At 70.6% G+C, this 15,797-nt stretch carries 16 protein-coding genes and 2 pseudogenes; 8 read left to right on the top strand and 10 right to left on the bottom strand.

Annotated features, from left to right (window positions below; genetic code table 11):
- Nucleotides 1–135 precede the first annotated feature (135 nt).
- Nucleotides 136–822: a TetR/AcrR family transcriptional regulator gene (locus OG788_RS40635; protein WP_406375936.1), complete on the bottom strand. Its 687-nt coding sequence runs from the start codon at nucleotides 820–822 to the stop codon at nucleotides 136–138.
- Between the two features lie 91 nt (nucleotides 823–913).
- On the opposite strand from OG788_RS40635, the gene OG788_RS40640 reads away from it, so the two are divergent.
- Entirely contained in the window at nucleotides 914–1,630 is a 717-nt protein-coding gene (locus OG788_RS40640; RefSeq protein ID WP_406375937.1) for a class I SAM-dependent methyltransferase, read from the top strand.
- Between the two features lie 133 nt (nucleotides 1,631–1,763).
- Here OG788_RS40640 and OG788_RS40645 read toward each other — a convergent pair whose 3' ends face one another.
- Nucleotides 1,764–2,030 (bottom strand): hypothetical protein, encoded by a 267-nt coding sequence (locus OG788_RS40645; protein ID WP_406375938.1) that lies wholly within the window; start codon nucleotides 2,028–2,030, stop codon nucleotides 1,764–1,766.
- A 241-nt stretch (nucleotides 2,031–2,271) separates the two neighbouring features.
- Here OG788_RS40645 and OG788_RS40650 point away from each other — a divergent pair, with 241 nt between their 5' ends.
- The 3 genes and pseudogenes from OG788_RS40650 (at nucleotide 2,272) to OG788_RS40660 (ending at nucleotide 5,011) form a co-directional block, all read left to right on the top strand.
- A complete protein-coding gene (locus tag OG788_RS40650) occupies nucleotides 2,272–2,847 on the top strand; it encodes an SMI1/KNR4 family protein (RefSeq protein ID WP_406375939.1) in 576 nt (191 codons plus the stop codon).
- A gap of 233 nt (nucleotides 2,848–3,080) precedes the next feature.
- Nucleotides 3,081–3,983, top strand: a complete 903-nt coding sequence (locus tag OG788_RS40655; RefSeq protein ID WP_406375940.1) for a hypothetical protein — start codon at nucleotides 3,081–3,083, stop codon at nucleotides 3,981–3,983.
- A 214-nt stretch (nucleotides 3,984–4,197) separates the two neighbouring features.
- Nucleotides 4,198–5,011: pseudogene (locus tag OG788_RS40660) on the top strand (IS5 family transposase).
- Here the strand turns inward: OG788_RS40660 and OG788_RS40665 are convergent.
- A complete protein-coding gene (locus tag OG788_RS40665) occupies nucleotides 4,971–5,540 on the bottom strand; it encodes a CbrC family protein (RefSeq protein WP_406375941.1) in 570 nt (189 codons plus the stop codon). The pseudogene OG788_RS40660 and the gene OG788_RS40665 sit on opposite strands and share 41 nt — an antisense overlap.
- 125 nt (nucleotides 5,541–5,665) lie before the next feature.
- On the opposite strand from OG788_RS40665, the pseudogene OG788_RS40670 reads away from it, so the two are divergent.
- Nucleotides 5,666–6,285: pseudogene (locus OG788_RS40670) on the top strand (replication initiator); the annotation flags it as partial.
- A 101-nt stretch (nucleotides 6,286–6,386) separates the two neighbouring features.
- On the opposite strand, the gene OG788_RS40675 reads toward OG788_RS40670, so the two are convergent.
- The 3 genes from OG788_RS40675 to OG788_RS40685 form a co-directional block, all read right to left on the bottom strand.
- Entirely contained in the window at nucleotides 6,387–6,869 is a 483-nt protein-coding gene (locus tag OG788_RS40675) for a hypothetical protein (RefSeq protein WP_406375942.1), read from the bottom strand.
- A gap of 197 nt (nucleotides 6,870–7,066) precedes the next feature.
- Nucleotides 7,067–9,355: an ATP-binding protein gene (locus tag OG788_RS40680; protein WP_406375943.1), complete on the bottom strand. Its 2,289-nt coding sequence runs from the start codon at nucleotides 9,353–9,355 to the stop codon at nucleotides 7,067–7,069.
- Nucleotides 9,356–9,551: 196 nt separating this feature from the next.
- The gene (locus OG788_RS40685; protein ID WP_406375944.1) at nucleotides 9,552–10,256 is read right to left on the bottom strand and encodes an SDR family oxidoreductase; all 705 of its coding nucleotides are present in this window, start codon (nucleotides 10,254–10,256) and stop codon (nucleotides 9,552–9,554) included.
- Between the two features lie 77 nt (nucleotides 10,257–10,333).
- Here OG788_RS40685 and OG788_RS40690 point away from each other — a divergent pair, with 77 nt between their 5' ends.
- Entirely contained in the window at nucleotides 10,334–10,693 is a 360-nt protein-coding gene (locus tag OG788_RS40690; RefSeq protein WP_406375945.1) for a winged helix-turn-helix transcriptional regulator, read from the top strand.
- 152 nt (nucleotides 10,694–10,845) lie between these two features.
- On the opposite strand, the gene OG788_RS40695 is transcribed toward OG788_RS40690, so the two are convergent.
- From OG788_RS40695 to OG788_RS40710, 4 genes are read right to left on the bottom strand one after another with little or no spacing between them, the layout of a single operon-like run.
- Nucleotides 10,846–11,046 carry a hypothetical protein gene (locus OG788_RS40695; RefSeq protein ID WP_406375946.1) on the bottom strand — a complete coding sequence of 67 codons (201 nt, stop codon included), beginning with the start codon at nucleotides 11,044–11,046 and terminating at the stop codon, nucleotides 10,846–10,848.
- Nucleotides 11,046–11,477 (bottom strand): hypothetical protein, encoded by a 432-nt coding sequence (locus tag OG788_RS40700; protein WP_406375947.1) that lies wholly within the window; start codon nucleotides 11,475–11,477, stop codon nucleotides 11,046–11,048. Before OG788_RS40700 ends, OG788_RS40695 begins: the two co-directional genes overlap by 1 nt.
- 47 nt (nucleotides 11,478–11,524) lie before the next feature.
- Entirely contained in the window at nucleotides 11,525–13,015 is a 1,491-nt protein-coding gene (locus OG788_RS40705) for a sensor histidine kinase (protein WP_406375948.1), read from the bottom strand.
- Entirely contained in the window at nucleotides 13,012–13,716 is a 705-nt protein-coding gene (locus OG788_RS40710; RefSeq protein ID WP_356464598.1) for a response regulator transcription factor, read from the bottom strand. The genes OG788_RS40705 and OG788_RS40710 overlap by 4 nt, the downstream gene beginning before the upstream one ends.
- A 236-nt stretch (nucleotides 13,717–13,952) precedes the next feature.
- On the opposite strand from OG788_RS40710, the gene OG788_RS40715 reads away from it, so the two are divergent.
- Complete coding sequence (locus OG788_RS40715) at nucleotides 13,953–14,831, top strand: hypothetical protein (protein WP_406375949.1); 879 nt, start codon at nucleotides 13,953–13,955, stop codon at nucleotides 14,829–14,831.
- 67 nt (nucleotides 14,832–14,898) lie between these two features.
- Entirely contained in the window at nucleotides 14,899–15,765 is an 867-nt protein-coding gene (locus tag OG788_RS40720) for a hypothetical protein (protein WP_406375950.1), read from the top strand.
- The last annotated feature ends 32 nt before the right edge of the window (nucleotides 15,766–15,797 follow it).

Consider the following 15,797-nt stretch of genomic DNA (forward strand, 5'->3'; position numbering starts at 1 on the left):
CGTCGACGCCCGCGCCCCGGCGGGACACGGGCGTCGACGCGCTCCCGAGAAGTGCGGGAAGACGATCGCTGCCGCGCTCGGCCGCGCCTCCAACGGCCCCGGCGTGCCCGAGCGGCTTCCGGTTGGCTTCCGGTGTCATGTGCCGGGTGGCCGATCGCCGGCCGCCGGTTCCGGTGTGAGCCCGCCGCTCGACGGCAGGAGCGACCGCAGGGCCATGTCCGTCAGTTCGGCCTCCATCACGGCCCGGTCCGGCATCACCGCGCCCCGGAGCGGGCGCCCGGCGAGGAGCGAGATCAGCCACCAGGCGGCGGTGCGCGGACTGATGTCGCCGCGGATGTCACCGGCGAGCTGGCCGCGGTGCAGCAGGCCGGCGAGGGCCTCGGCGAAGTGCTGGTGGATGTGGCGGGCGGCTTCGCCGAGGGCCGGGTCGTGGGCGAGGGCCGCCGCGTCGGCGAAGAGGAAGCCGTGTGCGCCGCGCTGGTGGAAGCGGTCCATGTGGGCCGGGTCCAGGAAGGCGGCCAGGATATCGGGGACGGGGCGACCGCTGTCGGCGGCCTCCGTCAGGAGTGTGGTCACCGCGGTGGTCACGTGGTCCAGAGTCGCTTGGTAGAGGGCGGACTTGGAGCCGAAGTTCTGGAAGACCACCGGCTCCGTGACTCCGACGCGCCGGGCGATGTCGGAGACCTTGCCCCGTTCGTAGCCGGTCTCGGAGAAGACCTCGGTGGCCGCGGTCAGGATCGAGGCGCGCCGCTCGGCGGCGGGCATCCGAGTGCGTGTACGGGCCTTGCCCTGGTGGGCGGGGGTCTTCTCGGCGTCGGTCACGCACGCCATCGTATGCCCCTTGCGATCTTTCTTAGTCGGGACTAAGTTGAGCCTGTACTTAGTCGCAACTAAGTTAAGGAGTGTGGCCGGCATGTCCATCGGACGCCTCATGCAAGGGAAGCCGCACGCGGACACCCCCGGGGTGACGATCGGAGCTCCGCGAACCTACGAGCTCTGCGGCGCGCTCTGTTTCGCGGGCCGACGGCATCGCGCCTTCTTCCGGCTCGCCGCACTGAGCGGGGCCGAGACCGGGGACCGCGTGCTGGACGTGGGCTGCGGCACCGGGTATCTGACCCGGCGCATGGCCGTCGCCGTAGGCCCGCGCGGAGCGGTGACGGGAGTGGACCCGTCGCGCTCGGTGCTCGCCTACGCGCGCCGCAGGAACCGGGCCGGGCGGGGTGCCGAGTGCACCTATCGGGAAGGGGTCGCGGAGTCCCTCGCCCTGCCGGACGGGTCGTTCGACACCGTCGTCACCAGCTTGATGCTGCACCATCTGCCGGATGAGCTCCGGCCGTCGGCCCTGGCGGAGATGTGGCGCGTGCTGCGGCCGGGCGGACGACTGCTGGTCGTAGAGTTCCGGCCACCGCGCAGCACCCTCGGCCGCCACCTGGTGCACGGCGGCCTCGGTCACGCCATGTCCCACAACCGCACCGACCTGCTGGACGGGCTCATCACCGGCGCCGGGTTCGAGATACGGGGGAGCGGCGACGTCCGCCCGTGGCTGACGTACGTCCAGGGCGTACGCCCGGAGTCCACGGTGCCTACCTCTGATCCTGCGAGCGTGCCCCGGCCTTCGGGCCGGGGGTGAATCGCAGCTCGACACCTTGTCGCCCCGCTCCAAGATCAGGCTGATCGACCCGCTCTCAAGATGGATGCGTCCCTCAAGATGTTCGTGGTAGCCATCTCGGAGCTCGGGATCGGCAAGACCAATGAGCCGACGGCTACTCGTAGATGACGGCCGCGCTGAGGGCCCGCGCGAAGAACGTCCAGTCGCCGTTCGCCGGCATCTCTTCGCCGAGGTGACGGTACGAGCCGGGGGAGTCCGTGATCCACGCTGCGAGCGCGCCGAGGTAGTCCTCTACGGTGCGGTTCTCCCACTCCGCTCCTCGTCGCCGAAAGTCCTCGCAGAGGTCGTAGATCATGGCAGCGAGGGACTCTCGCGTCATGACTTCCTGATAGGGATCGGGATCGGGAGCAACGAAGGGCATGGCCGGGACCCTAGCGTGGTCGGCATGGTGTCGTTCATCGCTTGCTGACGGTGCTCCGCCCTGAACGCAGGCTTTGAGGTGTGGCCTCATCTTTATCAGGTCGATCACGGGGGGTTGTCGACGCCGACGGACCGGCTCTGCGCCTCGGCCGATCGTCCACTGAGGTCCGGCGTCGACCGCCGCGGTTCGCGCTTGTTGGTGTCAGCCGCTGATGTCTGAAGGTTCTGGCACGCTGGTTGCCATGATCGACGATCTAATCGGCACGCAGACACCGATGCGCCGAATCACGGAACCGGAAGAGGCGATCGCGGCGCTGGAGCGCGCTGTTCCTGGATTGGCCGAACACCGCCGACCAGAGCCCGCCGTGCTCGACTGGGCTTTGCTCGAAGACGGCTTGGGCACCGCGCTGCCCGCCGATTACAAGCGCCTCGCCGAGTGGTACTCCACCTTCGCCGTCGGAGACTTTCTCCTCGTCGGCCTTCCTGAGCCAGGTGAGGAGCACTACCTGCTCCGCGGTATCCGCTACGACCTTGAAGAGGTCATCCAGGCATGGTCGGAGGCCGAAATGTCCATCGGCCTGCGCCCGCATCCGGCACCAGGCGGTCTACTGCCGTGGGCGGAGTCCAACGAGGGCGACAAGTTCCTTTGGAGCACGGCCGGGGACAACCCGCAGCAGTGGCTCGTCACCATCGCCTCTCGCAACGGCGGTTGGTGGCACTACGAAGGCGGCGCCGTCCAGTTCCTCGCCGAGTACTGCAACGGCACGTTGGAACCCTGGGCGCTGCCCCCGGTCGACCCTGAAGTCACTCCCTGCTGAGCGATTTGCATGCCGTCATCAGCCGCAAAACAACGACGTCCACGGCGGCTCGCAGCAGTTCGCTGGAGGCTCGCTACCAGACCACCTCCACCCACCACTCTCCCCAGCTCCCATCCCGTCCGCCGTCGACCCGCACAAGCTCCGCAGAACGATCATGCATGGGGTCCTTGGTTCGTTACTCGATGTCTGCAGCGCAAGCCAGGATGTCAGTGACGTGATGTTCACTGAGTCCCATGGAGGATTCGGAAGTGGTTGCCGCCATCTGGAAGATCACCGACTCATCCTTCGAGAGCGGCCCGCCGGTCATCCTCGAGGCGCCAGAGGGCACAAGTCTGACAGGGCTGCTCGCCGAAGTGGGCGGGCGGGCAGGCAGGCCCCGCAACCTTGCCGCGGACGGCTTCACCGACCCGTCACTCACTGAGCGCACTGGACTGCCGCTCGTCGAGCCTTTCGGGGACGAGCTGTTGGAGATGCGGGGCTGGGCCTACGGGTCTCACTGGATCGGTTGCGGTCGCGTGGTCACCTCACGCCGAGAGCGCACGGTCGTAGTCGTAGCCACACGTGAGGACCCTGCGGTCAGCGTCACAGGCGAACGGGAGGACCCTGCGGTTACCGGGTTCCCCGAGGACGCCTCCTGGGCCGAGAAGCTGCGCATCCTCACCGACTGGGACCCGGTGCCGCAGCGGGCCGTCGACTGGCCTGCCGTCGAGGCCGCTCTGGGCACCTCGCTGCCGAGCGATTACAAGGAGATCGTCGACCTCTTCGGTCCGGGTGGCTTCGACGAGCAAGTGGACCTCCTTGTCCCCGGAGCCTTGGGCATGGACCTCGTGGACTGGGCCAAGAGCGATGGTGATGCCGCCGATCTGTGGGACCCCTATGCCAGCTACCCAGCGCTGCGGGGGCTCCTGCGGTGGGGAGCGTCAGAGCAAGAGTTCGACTTCGTCTGGCAGACCGGGACGGCCAATCCGGATGACTGGCCGGTCCTCGTGGGCCTGTTCGGTGACTGGGAGCGATTCGACTGCGGTCTGGGCGAGTTCCTCGTCCGCATGCTCACAGACGTGCAGTACGGGTTCCCCACAAGCCGCCAGCACGTTCACTTCTTTCAGAGTCACGATCTCCGATCCGTTGAGGGGTAACCCCGCCACAGCGCGCGCCGCGCTGACCATCGGCACGTCCTCAACGGCCTTGAATACGACAGAGGGTTCAGTTTGAGGGGATCAAGTCCCTGAACTGGCCCTCGTTGACGCCCCAGCAGGATTCGAACCTGCGACACCAGCTCTAGAGTTCGATCCGAACCCGCTCCTTACGGGTCATCTCATTTGGCGAGTTCGATAGGTTGCTGCGCCGGGGATCGTTGAGCGGCTGGTGCCGGATGAGCTGTGGGAGTTGTTCCAGCGGGTGGTGCCGGAGGCGCCGACTCGTCGGCAAGGCGGAGGCCGGCGTCGGCATGGTGACCGGGAGGTGCTGGCTGCGATCGTGTGTGTGGCCACGTCGGGCTGTACCTGGCAGCAGCTGCCGTCTGCCTCGTTCGGGCCGTCGGGGGCGACAGCTCACCGGCGCTTCACGGAGTGGTCGAAGGCCAGGGTGTGGGCGAAGCTCCACCGCCTGGTCCTTGGCGGGCTCGGTGCCCACGGCGAGCTGGACTGGTCCCGCTGGGCGATCGACTCCGTGAACATGCGTGCCCTGAAAAGGGGGACCTGACAGGCCCGAGTCCTGTGGACCGGGGCAAGTGCGGCTCGAAGATCCACTTGGTTACTGAGCGGACCGGTCTGCCGCTGTCCGTCGGCATCGCCGGCGCGAACACGCATGACAGCCAAGCCCTCATCCCTCTGATACAGGGAATGCCGCCGATCCGGTCCCCCGGCGCGGCCGACGGCGACGCAGGCCCGGCAAGCTCCACGGCGACAAGGGCTACGACTACAACCACTTGCGCCGATGGTTACGCGGCCGCGGGATCACGCCCCGGATCGCACGCAGAGGCACAGACTCCAGCCAGCGGCTGGGCCGGCACCGCTTGACCATCGAACGCACCATGGCCCGGCTCGCCGGATGCCGACGTCTGCACCGGCGCTACGAACGCAAGGCGAGCCACTTCCTGGCCTTCACCGCCATCGCCTGCTCCCTCATCTGCTACCGACGACTCGCCCGAGCGGACGACTTCTAGGATGCGTCGGCGTAGGCGAGATGGGTGCCAAGACGGTGCAGCGGAAGAGCATGGCGGTCGCCCCGTCGCCCAGGTGGGCCAGGAACTGCTCAAGCTGGTTTTCGTCGTGCCAGCCGTCGAGGCGCATGTCGGTCCGCAGCTGGTCGAGGGCTTCGGGATGCGCCGCCAGCTCGGTGTATCCGACTTCGCCTACGAAGGCCGCCGCGTCCTGGCAGTGGACGAGCCAGTGCGGATCCTGCCAGGCGTTGAAACCAGGGGTGCGGCGAGTGACCTCGTGCAAGACGTCCTCGCTGACACCGTCGAGCCCGTAAGAGTCAGCGAATTCACCCGCAAAGCGTTCAGCCGCGCTCCCGTCTGCGATGCACCACGGGCAGAAAGGTCCGTTGACCTCGTGTGCGGTGTAGAAGGTGGCCGTGTAGATCCATCCCCTGTTGCGCTTGCAGCAGGCACACGTCTCGGCGGCCGTGCGGATGGACCCGCTTGCCAGAGGGTCCGGGTGATAGCGAAAGAAGGGCAGGCTGGCACTCATCGCCGGTTCCCGATCTGCGCTCTGGTGGCCATGCCTACTGATCCCATGGAGAGCAGTCTGTCCGCGAGCGGTTCCCCGATCAAGCGCGGCGTCGGACTCCTCGTGGCCCAGCCAATTGAGACAGCTTGCTATTAGGCGGGGCGGTCTACGCCCGCAAAGCGCATCCGTCGGACTACTGGGCCCACGGTCGGGCTGCGCTCGTCGGTGGCGCGGCTGGTCGGGTCGTACAGCTCGACCATGGATGCGTGCGGGCTGACCGTCCAGCCGTCCCGGCTACGGGCGCGCCGGCGGTGCGGGCCATGACCCGCCGTGAGGTTCGGCCGGTGCCGTCCCGCCGGGGATTGATTCGTCCCACCTCCACGGGGCTGCGGGTTCGGCTTCGGCTCGCCCCCGGCCAGGAGTCGGCGGAGGTGGCTGCGTCGTGTGAGCGGCTGCGGCACGCCTGGGGTGTTCACGCGGTCCACGTTCGTGAGATCAAGCCGGGCGTGGTCGAGCCGCGGTTGGTCGGGTTCGACGTGCCTCCGGAGTGGGCCACCGCCGGGCTGCTCACCAGCGCCATTGGCGCCGCTGCCGTTCATTCCCGCGTCAACGGCCCCGTCATCGACGGACGCTCGCACGCGTGCGCCTCGGCAGGCAAATCGACGTGCGTGCGATTCGCTCCGCTGACTTCGATGGTGGCCAGGAGCTGACCGAGCGGGCTGTCGCCTCCTACATCACCAAGTACGCCACCAAGGGCGCAGAGACGCTTCAGTGCTGACCTGCGAAGACGCCGACCCGCCGGGTAGCTGTACAGGCAGGGTCGTACCTTTGCCGACCGCCGTTGTCCGCCCGTAGGGGCACGCTATGTCAGCAGCCGAGCCGGTCGGCGATCACGTCCAGGACCTGCTTCAGATCGCGTGACATGCGTGTGTACAGGCCGATCTCGGCGATCCCGGGCGCGAACCCCTGATGGTCGGGGAGCACCCGGTGGACGCGATGGGTCACCCGGGCGCCTTCGGGGCAGGCGGTGACGGTGTGCACACCGGCGTACCAGCTCTGCACCGCCAGCCTGGACCGGGCCCGGTCCACCTGGATCTCCACCGGCTCCACCGGCCCGGCGTACTCGACGCGGTAACCGTCGGCGCCGGAGCCGGCCACGACGGTCATCGCCCCCTGCCGAGCGGCCGAAGCCCTGGCCAGCACCAGCAGGTTGTCGTCGCCGACCCGCCCCTCGGCGACAGCGAGCAGGAGCGCGGCGACCGAGCCGACGGGCGCTGCGAGCGCCCCTCGTACCTCCCACCGGGCGGGCAGCGCGTCCAGCTCGGTGAGCAGGGAAGGCGTGGTGTGCATGGCGAGAAGCTTGGGCGCGGGCGGCTCGTCCGGGACGGCACGTACCGCGGTCCCGGCACGGGGGCATCCCACCGGCACCCTGTTGATCTGCGCTGTCACACCACCGTACGACTGCCTTCCGGGTGTCCCGGGACGGGACGGGACACCCGGGGCACCGCTGGGACGGGCTCAGGGCACGGGACCTCCCGGGACCGGCTTCAGGACACCCGCGCCAGCCCCGAACGCGCCGCCGGCACCAGGTAGGTGACGCCGTGCGCGGTGGCGATCTCCAGCGCCTGTCGGAAGTGCCGTGCCGCGGCTTCCCGGTCGCCCGTGGCCAGGCAGGCCTGGGCGTACGGCAGGAGGCTGCGCACCATCCGATGCGACTCACCGGCCTCTTCGAGCAGCACCATGGCCTCGGCGTGCACGGCCGTCGCCTCCTCGCTGTCACCGAGGTGGCGCAGGGCCACGGCCTCGTCCGTCCGGCTGATGGCCTCCAGGACCGGGTGGCGGGTCTCCCGGCTGATCGTGACGGCCTGCTCCGCCAGGTCGAGCGCGGTGCGGGCGTCGCCCAGACCGAGTGCCGCCCGGCCGAGCACATCCAGGCACATGCGCACCTTCTGCCGGTCCAGCCCGCGCGCGGTTTCCAGCAGGTCCGCGACGACCTCGCGGGCCTTGTCGTGCTCGCCCAGCAGCACCAGGGCCCGCCCGAGCCGTACGCCGATGTACACCCGGACGGCGCCCTCGCCGGGAGGTACCAGTCCGGCTGCTTTTCGCAGGAGTTCGAGTGCACCACGGGCGTCGGCGTCGTACAGCCTGACCTCCGCCAACTGTTCGACGGCCAGGGCCTCGCCGACGATGTCGCCCTCCGCCGCCATCAGCGTGCGGGCCGCCGCCAGCTCCGGCACCGCCTCCTCCAGTCGGCCCACCCGCAGCAGCGCGGCGCCCAGCAGGTACCGGTGGGAGGCGAGTGTCCGGCGCCCGCCGAGCGCTTCGGCGGCGGGTCTGCTGACCTCCAGCCCACGGCACAGCTGTGCCGTGCCACCGCGCCGGCCGAGGGAGATCACGAAGGCGTACTGGGCGAGCCCGACAGCGGGTCCGTCGACGCGCAGTTCGACGGCGAGCGAGAGGGTCGCGGTGATGTCGGCCCACTCGGTGCCCAGCCAGTCGAGGGCTCTGTCATGAGAGAAGTCGGGAAGCGCGGGAGGGCGCTGCGACACGACGACCGGTACGGGAACGACGACCAGCTCGATCACCTCCGTCGCGGCCAGCAGGCCGCTCAGGTAGTAGTCGGCCAGCCGGGCGATCGCCGGTCCGGGGTCCGCCGCGGCGTCCTCGGCGCGGGCGGTCTGCCGCAGCAGGTCGTGCATCCGGTAGCGGCCCACCGTCGGCTCCTGCAGCAGATGGACGTCGACCAGCTCCTCCAGCAGGGAACGGGCGTTGGCCAGCGGGATCCCGGCCAGGGCCGCCGCGCCGTACGCGTCGATGTCCTCACCCGGTACGAGCCCCAGCAGCCCGAACATCCGCCGCTGAGCGGAGTCGAGCTGCCGCAGCGACATCGCGAACACGTCCGACACCGCCAACTCGCCCTCGCGCAGCCGCTCCACCAAGGTGTCGAGGGTCCACGCGGGCCGGTGCAGCAGCCGTGCGGCGGCCACCCGGATGGCCAGCGGCAGGTTCCCGCAGCGGCGCAGCACCTCGCCGACATCACCGGGGCGGGCCCCGCCCGCCGACTCGATGAACAGCTCCGCCGCCTCCTGGGTCGGTAAGACGTCCAGCGATATCGGCTGGACGCCGTCCAGCCCCACCATCCGCCGACGGCTGGTGATCACAGCGAAGCTCTGCCCGGCGCCGGGCAGCAGATCACGCACATGATCGGCGTCGGCCGCGTTGTCCAGCAGCACGATCGCGCGCCGCGCCGCCAGCTCCGACCGCCACAGCGCGGCCCGTTCGGTGACCCCGTCGGGAATCCTGCCGGGTGGCACCCCGAGCGCGGCCAGCAGCACCCGCAACGCTTCCGCGGGCTCGACCGGCTCCCGGCCCGGAGTGAACCCGTGCAAGTCCAAATAGAGCTGACCACCAGGGAATTCGGCGGACAGCAGATGTGCGCCGTGCACGGCCAGCGCGGTCTTGCCCACCCCGCCCATACCGTCGATCGCCGCCATCGTCGTGGTCCGCGCGGCGCCGAGGAGCGCGGCCAGCTCCTCCCCGCGCCCGGTGAACGAGGTGATGTCGTGCGGCAGATCGTTGCGCACAGGCGCAAGTGCGGTGGTGACGCTCGGCTGTGCCTCGCCCTTGGCCCGCTCCCACACCTCACGCAGCGGCCTCGGGTCGCGACCGGCCGCCTTGCACAGTGCGACCACCGTCGGCCAAGGCGGAACGGCCTGCCCGGAGAAATATCGCGACAGCGAGGAACTGCTCCCGCGCACGTCACGGGCCAACCCCCGCAGACTCAGCCCAGTCAGATCGCGCAACTGCCGCAACTGCCCAGCCAATTCCTCACGCACGCTTGCCAGCCCCCTCCAGCTTCACGCGAGCTCTACGCGCTGATCTTAGAGGGGGCGAAGTCGACTGAGTCCGGTCCCGAGACACCACCGCGCGGATCGCGCGGCCGGAGATCGGACGGAGACCCAGGAGGAACCACATTCGCCCACTGCGCCGGAGCCCCCACGGACCGTGGGGCTTCTCCGCGGCAGCTAGGCATCAGACGGTTTTGTGGCGGGCACCGCCCTCGATGTGGATCGTCTCGCCGGAGACGAAGCCCGCACGCAGGAGCCACATCACCGTGTCGACGACGTCGTCGGTCTCGCCGTGGCGCCCGACGAAGGTCCCGGCCGCGCTCTTGCTCAACAAGCCGGTCTTGTTGTCACCAAGGCGATCCCATGCGCCCGAGTCCACGACGCCGGGCGAGACGGCATTGACCCGTACCGGCGCCAGATCCGCCGCCAGGTGGCGCGCGGCGTACTCGACCGCACCGTTCGTGACGCCCTTGACGAGTGATCCCGGCCCAGGGCGCCAGCCGACCACGCCGGAGAACAGCACCATCGATCCGGTCGGTCGCAGGACCGGCGCGAAGTGCTTGGCCATCAGCATCGGGCCGACCACCTTCGCCGTGAACGCGGCCAGCAGCTTGTCGCGGTCCAGCTCGGTCGCGCGAACGTCGTGCGGCGCCGAGCCGGTCGTCACGATGTGGTCGATTCCGTCCTTCAGCCGTTCCGCTGCGGCCGCGAGTGTCGACTCGTCCTGCAGATCGACCCGCACCGCTGTGGCGCCGATCTCGCGCGCCAGCGCGTCGGCCGCAGCCAGATCGCGGGCACCGACAACGACCTCGTACCCGTCCTTCTCCGCACGCCTCGCGACGGCCGCGCCGAGTGCCCGTGCACCGCCGATGACCAGGATCCGCTCCATGTGTCACTCCCTCTCGTAGGATCGGGTGCAACGGTATGGATTTGATACCGGTATCTTCAACGGAACTGGGAGCAGCCATGGGCAAGGCGTACAACGTGATGGCGGCGACCTGCCCGAGCCGCACGGTGCTGCACCGTATCGGCGCCCGCTGGACCGTGTTCGTCGTCAACGCCCTCGACGATGGACCTCGCCGCTTCACCGAACTGAAGGGGCATATCCGGGGCATCACCCCGAAGGTCCTGACCGAAACCCTGCGCTCCCTGGAAGCCGACGGTTTGATCAGCCGCCACGAGTACGACGAGAACCCACCCCGAGTCGAGTACGCCCTGACACCCCTGGGCCGCTCTCTGCTCATCCCACTCCGCGCTGTACGACTTTGGGCCGAAGAGCATGTCCCGGACATCGAGGCGGCCCGAGCGCGCCAGCCGAGTCTCTGACCCGTGAGGCGACCGCCGACATGAACCGGAGCGGCAGGACCGCCGCCACCGCCCTCAACGAGGGGGATCACGCCGCCCGCCAGATCGCCGACCAACTCGGCCAGGCCAAGGTCTCCATCTCCTCCTTGACGCTGACAGTTCTACGGTGGACGTCAATCCTGGGCCATGTCCGACTCGGCGGAACTCGCCGCCGACTCCGCGTCGTCGACCAGCTCGCGCAGGTGGGCGAGGTCCGTGGAGGTCGAGGTGGGGGAGGAGGGGGCGTCCGCCTTCTCGGTGGGGCCGCCGCACGCGGTCAGGAGCAGCGCGGTCGTGGCGAAGGCGAGGGCCGGGGCGAGGTGCCGTGCGCGCATCAGGCGTCGGCTCCGTCGTCGTGGCTCTCGCACCACTTCTGGACATCCGCCAGATCCTTCTGGCGGCCCTCCAGCGTCGGAACGAGCGAGCGCCGGAAGGTGAGCCGGTTGCTGAGATAGGCCTCGATCTCCGTGTGCCCGGCGGACTTGGCGTTCTTCACGCGCTGTTCCAGACGGGCCACGGAACCGCGCTGCGTGGCGTCCCCGTTCAGCCGGTCGAGGATACGGTCGATCCGGTGGTCGATCTTCGGTGCGCGCTTGCAGAGCGCCCGCGCGCCGTCACCCGTCGGGGCACCCGACGGCTTCGTCCCGGTGCCGTCGGCCGACGCGGCGCCTGCGGCGCCGAGCAGCGCGCCGGCCGCCAACAGAGAGACGACGGTCGTCCTGGTCCTCGATGCCGCCGGCGTCCGCGGCCTCGACGTACTCGACATGCTGAACTCCTCTTCGCTCCGGGGCGGTTGCCCGCACGTCCGGCACGCTAGGAGTCCTCTTTGTGGAATTCTTGTGGGCGGACACCCGCGGTCGTGATCACCCAGTTGCGCTGCAAGGGCAGGGTCGCCTCCGGCCCGGCCGGGCCATCCATCAGCGGGAGCACGACCTCGATCCGGGTTCCCGGTCCGGCAGGCGGCTCGACGATGCGGACACGGCCCCGGTGCAGGTCGATCTGCTGGGCCACGAGGGTCAGCCCGAGGCCCGAACCCGGGCTGTCCGGGCGGCGCTCGAAGCGCTCGAACACCGTGGCCCGACGCTGAGGCGCGATGCCCGGCCCCTGGTCGTCGACGGTCAGGACGGCGTTGTCGCCGTCCGCGCGCAGTGTGACGTCGACGTGCGCGGGCCGGCCGTCCGCGCCGCCGCCGTGCACCAGCGCGTTCGTGAGGAGATTGTCCAGGACCGTGCGCAGGCCGGGCTCCCAGCCGTACACGCACAGCCCCGGCGGACAGTCGCCGGTGATGCGCGCCCGTGGATGGCGACGCCGCTGCTCCCGCACGCTCGCCTCGACGACGTCCGCCAGGTCCACCGGACCGAAGGCGTCCGCCTCGACCAGGTCGCCGCGGCCGAGCTCGCGCAGCATGACCAACAGGCCCAGCAGCCGGGCGTGTTCACTGCGCAGGTCGCCGAGGACATCGTCGCGGTCGGGACCGGGGAGGTGCGGATGCTCGGTGAGGATCTCCAGGTTGGTCTGCATGCTCATCAGCGGAGTGCGCAGTTCGTGTGCGGCGGCCGACGCGAAGGAACGGGCTGTGGCCAGGGCCTCCTCGGTCCTCGCGGCCTGTTCGTCGTAGCGGCTCAGGACCGTCTGGAGGGTGTGCGCCAGGTCGTCGACCTCGGCGATCCGCGCCGGTGTGTGGTCGAGACGGGCGGAGGTGGTCCGCGGATCCAGACCGCTCGCGCTGTCCCGCAGCCGCCGCAACGGACGACTCGCGCGCCCGGCCACCGCCCCGGCCAGCAGCCCGGACAACGGCGCGGCGAGCAGCGCCACCGTCACCACGCGCCTGCGCACCAGCCGCAGTTGGGTGGCACCCGCGGTGTCGGGCGCGAACAGCCAGAGCGTGCCACGCACCCCGGGCCGGCCGCCGGACACCCGCTTCGACAGCACCCGCCAGGTGTCCCCGTCCGCCCGCAGGGTGACCGGCACCGGCGCGCTCGCGGGAAGCGGCACCCCTTGCGCCGGCTGCGGGCCGCCCATGAAGGTCTCCTCGGGACCGGTCAGTCGTACGCCGACGTCCAGGGCGGACGTGAACAGCCGCCGCTCACGGGCCTGTTCCACTGCCGCCGACCGGTCGGCGGCACTCGCGCGCAGCAGCCCGCGGGCGTCCTTCGCCACGGCCGCCGCGCTCTGCCGCAGGTGTGCGTCCTGCTGGTCGTGCAGATCCGCCGCCACCAGGCGCAGCAGCAGCCAGCCGGTGGCCAGCACCAGGACCGGCACGGTCGCGCCGACGGCCAGGGCGATGCGGGTGGACAGTCTCATCGCCCGGCCTCCGGTCCGTCGTCGCGCAGTACGAAGCCCACGCCTCGTACGGTGTGAATGATCCGGGAGCGGTCCGGAGCCTCCAGCTTGCGCCGCAGGTAGCTCACGAACGTGTCCACCGCGTCGGTGCGCACATCGAAGTCGTACCCCCAGACCCGGTCGAGGAGCTGATCGCGGCTGAGCACGATGCCCGCGTTGCGGGCCAGGACATGCAGCAGCTCGAACTCGCGCCGTGTCAGCTCCAGTTGCCGGCCGTCCAGGCTCACCCGGCGGGCCGCGGGATCCAGCGAAAGCCCGCCCACTCGCACGGAGTCCGTGTCCCTCGGCGGCCGGCGCCGCAGCAGCGCCTGGAGCCGCAGTACCAACTCCTGGAGGGCGAAGGGCTTCACCAGGTAGTCGTCACCACCGGCCTGCAGCCCCGCGATCCGGTCACCGGTCTCGTCCAGCGCGGAGAGCATCAGGACGGGTACGTCGTTGTCCTCCGCGCGCAGCGTCCGGCACACGTCGATGCCGCTGAGATCCGGCATGGAGATGTCCAGCACGATCGCGTCCGGCGGCGTCCGCCGGGCCAGCGCCAGTGCCGGCCGGCCGCCGTCGGCGAGATCCACCGTGAAGCCGCCCAGCCGCAGCCCGCGCTCCAGCGAACGTCGTATCGCCGCGTCGTCGTCGACGACGAGGACCCGGCCCCGGTCTCCGCCCATCACCACACTCCAGCTCGGAGGTACCGGCCGGTCGGGCCGGCCGTATGCGTCGCCCATGGTGCACCAGCCCCTTCGCCGATGGACCGGCGTGGTCCTCGTGAGCCGTCGGCAGGCACGAATCGGTAACGAACGACTTCGTGCGGCGTGAGGTTCGACCGCGCAGCGTAATGTCCCGCATGTCCTGGGTGCTCGTGGGGGAGCGACCCGGTGTGGGGGAGGGGAATGTCATGCCCGTCATGACGCCTGTTCGAAGAATGCCCGGAATCGGCCGGACCCGACTCGTCGCGGCGGTCAGCACAGGGCTCCTGTGCGCCGCGCTGGCCGGCTGCGGGCACGACGGCGCGGCCACGGCCGACGCGTCGACGGCGTCCGCGACCACCTTGGCGTCCGGGCCGCCGACGTCCGCGCCCGCCTCCCTGCCCGAGCCGACGCCCTCGGCCAGCGACGCACCCACGCCGACACCGACGCCCGCGGACGAGCCGGCCGCGACGACGTCGCCGGACGAGCCGATCGCGGCCGACGCCTCGGGCGCGGCCGCGCTGTGGGGCAAGAGATACAGCGGCACCGCGAGCATCTCCGTCGACATCTACGACTACTGCACCACCGACGGCTCCCGGCGTCGGGCAGACAGCCAGAGCTACTCCATGAACAGCACCCTGGATCTGAGCCGCCCGAAGACCGGAGGTGACGAGACGGAGAGCAACCCGTTCTCGATGCTGTTCGCGGCGGGCGATCCCTCCCAGGCCGGCGCGGTGTCCTTCTGGTCCTCGGCGGTCAGCACGACCTCCAGCCAGGACCTGGCCGGCAACCCCCGGGATCCGCATCTCCTGTTGACGTACTGGGACATCGAGTGGTCCGACGGCGACATGAACGCCCGGCTCACAGACCCGCACACCCAGCAGGCCGTCGCCCTGAACCTGCTCAACTGGCCCAGCCCGGTCGTCGCCTGCCGCTCCGACCTCGGCCGGCTGCCCGGCGGCTATCCGCACGCACTGGCCTCCGGCACGACCTTCGCGGGCCGGCTCGACGGCTCCACGGCATCACTCAGCGCCGAGGGCAGCAGCACCGACGGCCAGGTCGCGTTCCGCTTCGAGTTCGACGGCTCGGCCTCGTGACCATCTCCCCGCGGACGACCGGGACCGGGCGGAAGGAGCGCGAGGCGGGCGGACCGGGGGAGGCCGGATGACGACACCGGATCGGCTGGACGGCTGGAGCGTGCGGATCGCCGAGTGGGCGGCTCCCGACGAGATGGACTTCGCCGCTCAGACCGCTCGCGCGTACGCCGCGGGAGGCACCCCTCGCCGACATCTCTTCGGCTCGCCCGGACACGCGCCCGGAGGCATGGGCGGCGGAGGGGCCTCCGTCCTTCCCGTGCTGCTGGACGGGCTGGCGTACACGGCCGAGGCTCTCAAATCGGCCCTGGGCAGCGCCGAGTTGAACAATGTCCTGTCCGCCACCGGACTGCTGGTCGGCTTACGGGCCCAGCGGCGTTCCGCTGCCGCGTCCGGGCGACCGGGGGAGGACGACTCCGGCGGCCCTCCGGGTCCCGACGCGACCGGGGACGGCAGGGGGCCGTCGTCCCCGCCGCCACCGGTCCGGGACGCCGGGGACGACGAAGGCGCCGGGGACGACGCGGAGTTACCGGCCGGCGTCGCTCCCTCGGACGGTGCGGACGCCCGGCTTGTCCGCCCCACGGCGGAGGACGGCGCGCACGCCGGGCACGCCCGCCCCACGGCGGAGGTCGTCCGAGCCGCCCTGCGCATGAGCGGGCGGCTCCGGGCCCGGGGGATCGAACCGGCCGAAGCCGACGAACTGGCGGCACGGCTCACCGCCCGGTTGCTGACCGAAGGCGATCCCGGGGAAGCGGCGGCGTTCCTGGACGCGCTGGTCGGTGACGAACCACCACCGCCCGTACGGGGCGTGGGCGGCCGGTGCAGGAAACTGCGCCGGTTGCGTTCGGCGGCGTCGGGTCTGCTGTCCCGCGTCGGACGGCCCCGCAGGGCGAGCCACGGGCCACCGCCCGGTCCCGAGGGAACGAACCAGGGATGAGCACGGCGTCGACCGCACAGGTCCACCGATCC

Source organism: Streptomyces sp. NBC_00647 (assembly GCF_045207245.1).
Lineage (GTDB): Bacteria > Actinomycetota > Actinomycetes > Streptomycetales > Streptomycetaceae > Streptomyces.

What these genes read in the sequence shown, in the direction of transcription:
- OG788_RS40700 (WP_406375947.1), bottom strand. Translation starts at nt 11,477, where the DNA reads ATGTCGAGTACGTCGAGGCCGCGGACGCCGGCGGCATCGAGGACCAGG.
- OG788_RS40650 (WP_406375939.1), top strand. Translation starts at nt 2,272, where the DNA reads ATGATCGACGATCTAATCGGCACGCAGACACCGATGCGCCGAATCACG.
- OG788_RS40705 (WP_406375948.1), bottom strand. Translation starts at nt 13,015, where the DNA reads ATGAGACTGTCCACCCGCATCGCCCTGGCCGTCGGCGCGACCGTGCCG.
- OG788_RS40645 (WP_406375938.1), bottom strand. Translation starts at nt 2,030, where the DNA reads ATGCCCTTCGTTGCTCCCGATCCCGATCCCTATCAGGAAGTCATGACG.
- OG788_RS40710 (WP_356464598.1), bottom strand. Translation starts at nt 13,716, where the DNA reads ATGGGCGGAGACCGGGGCCGGGTCCTCGTCGTCGACGACGACGCGGCG.
- OG788_RS40715 (WP_406375949.1), top strand. Translation starts at nt 13,953, where the DNA reads ATGACGCCTGTTCGAAGAATGCCCGGAATCGGCCGGACCCGACTCGTC.
- OG788_RS40675 (WP_406375942.1), bottom strand. Translation starts at nt 6,869, where the DNA reads ATGCACACCACGCCTTCCCTGCTCACCGAGCTGGACGCGCTGCCCGCC.
- OG788_RS40665 (WP_406375941.1), bottom strand. Translation starts at nt 5,540, where the DNA reads ATGAGTGCCAGCCTGCCCTTCTTTCGCTATCACCCGGACCCTCTGGCA.
- OG788_RS40640 (WP_406375937.1), top strand. Translation starts at nt 914, where the DNA reads ATGTCCATCGGACGCCTCATGCAAGGGAAGCCGCACGCGGACACCCCC.
- OG788_RS40720 (WP_406375950.1), top strand. Translation starts at nt 14,899, where the DNA reads ATGACGACACCGGATCGGCTGGACGGCTGGAGCGTGCGGATCGCCGAG.
- OG788_RS40685 (WP_406375944.1), bottom strand. Translation starts at nt 10,256, where the DNA reads ATGGAGCGGATCCTGGTCATCGGCGGTGCACGGGCACTCGGCGCGGCC.
- OG788_RS40695 (WP_406375946.1), bottom strand. Translation starts at nt 11,046, where the DNA reads ATGCGCGCACGGCACCTCGCCCCGGCCCTCGCCTTCGCCACGACCGCG.
- OG788_RS40690 (WP_406375945.1), top strand. Translation starts at nt 10,334, where the DNA reads ATGGGCAAGGCGTACAACGTGATGGCGGCGACCTGCCCGAGCCGCACG.
- OG788_RS40655 (WP_406375940.1), top strand. Translation starts at nt 3,081, where the DNA reads ATGGAGGATTCGGAAGTGGTTGCCGCCATCTGGAAGATCACCGACTCA.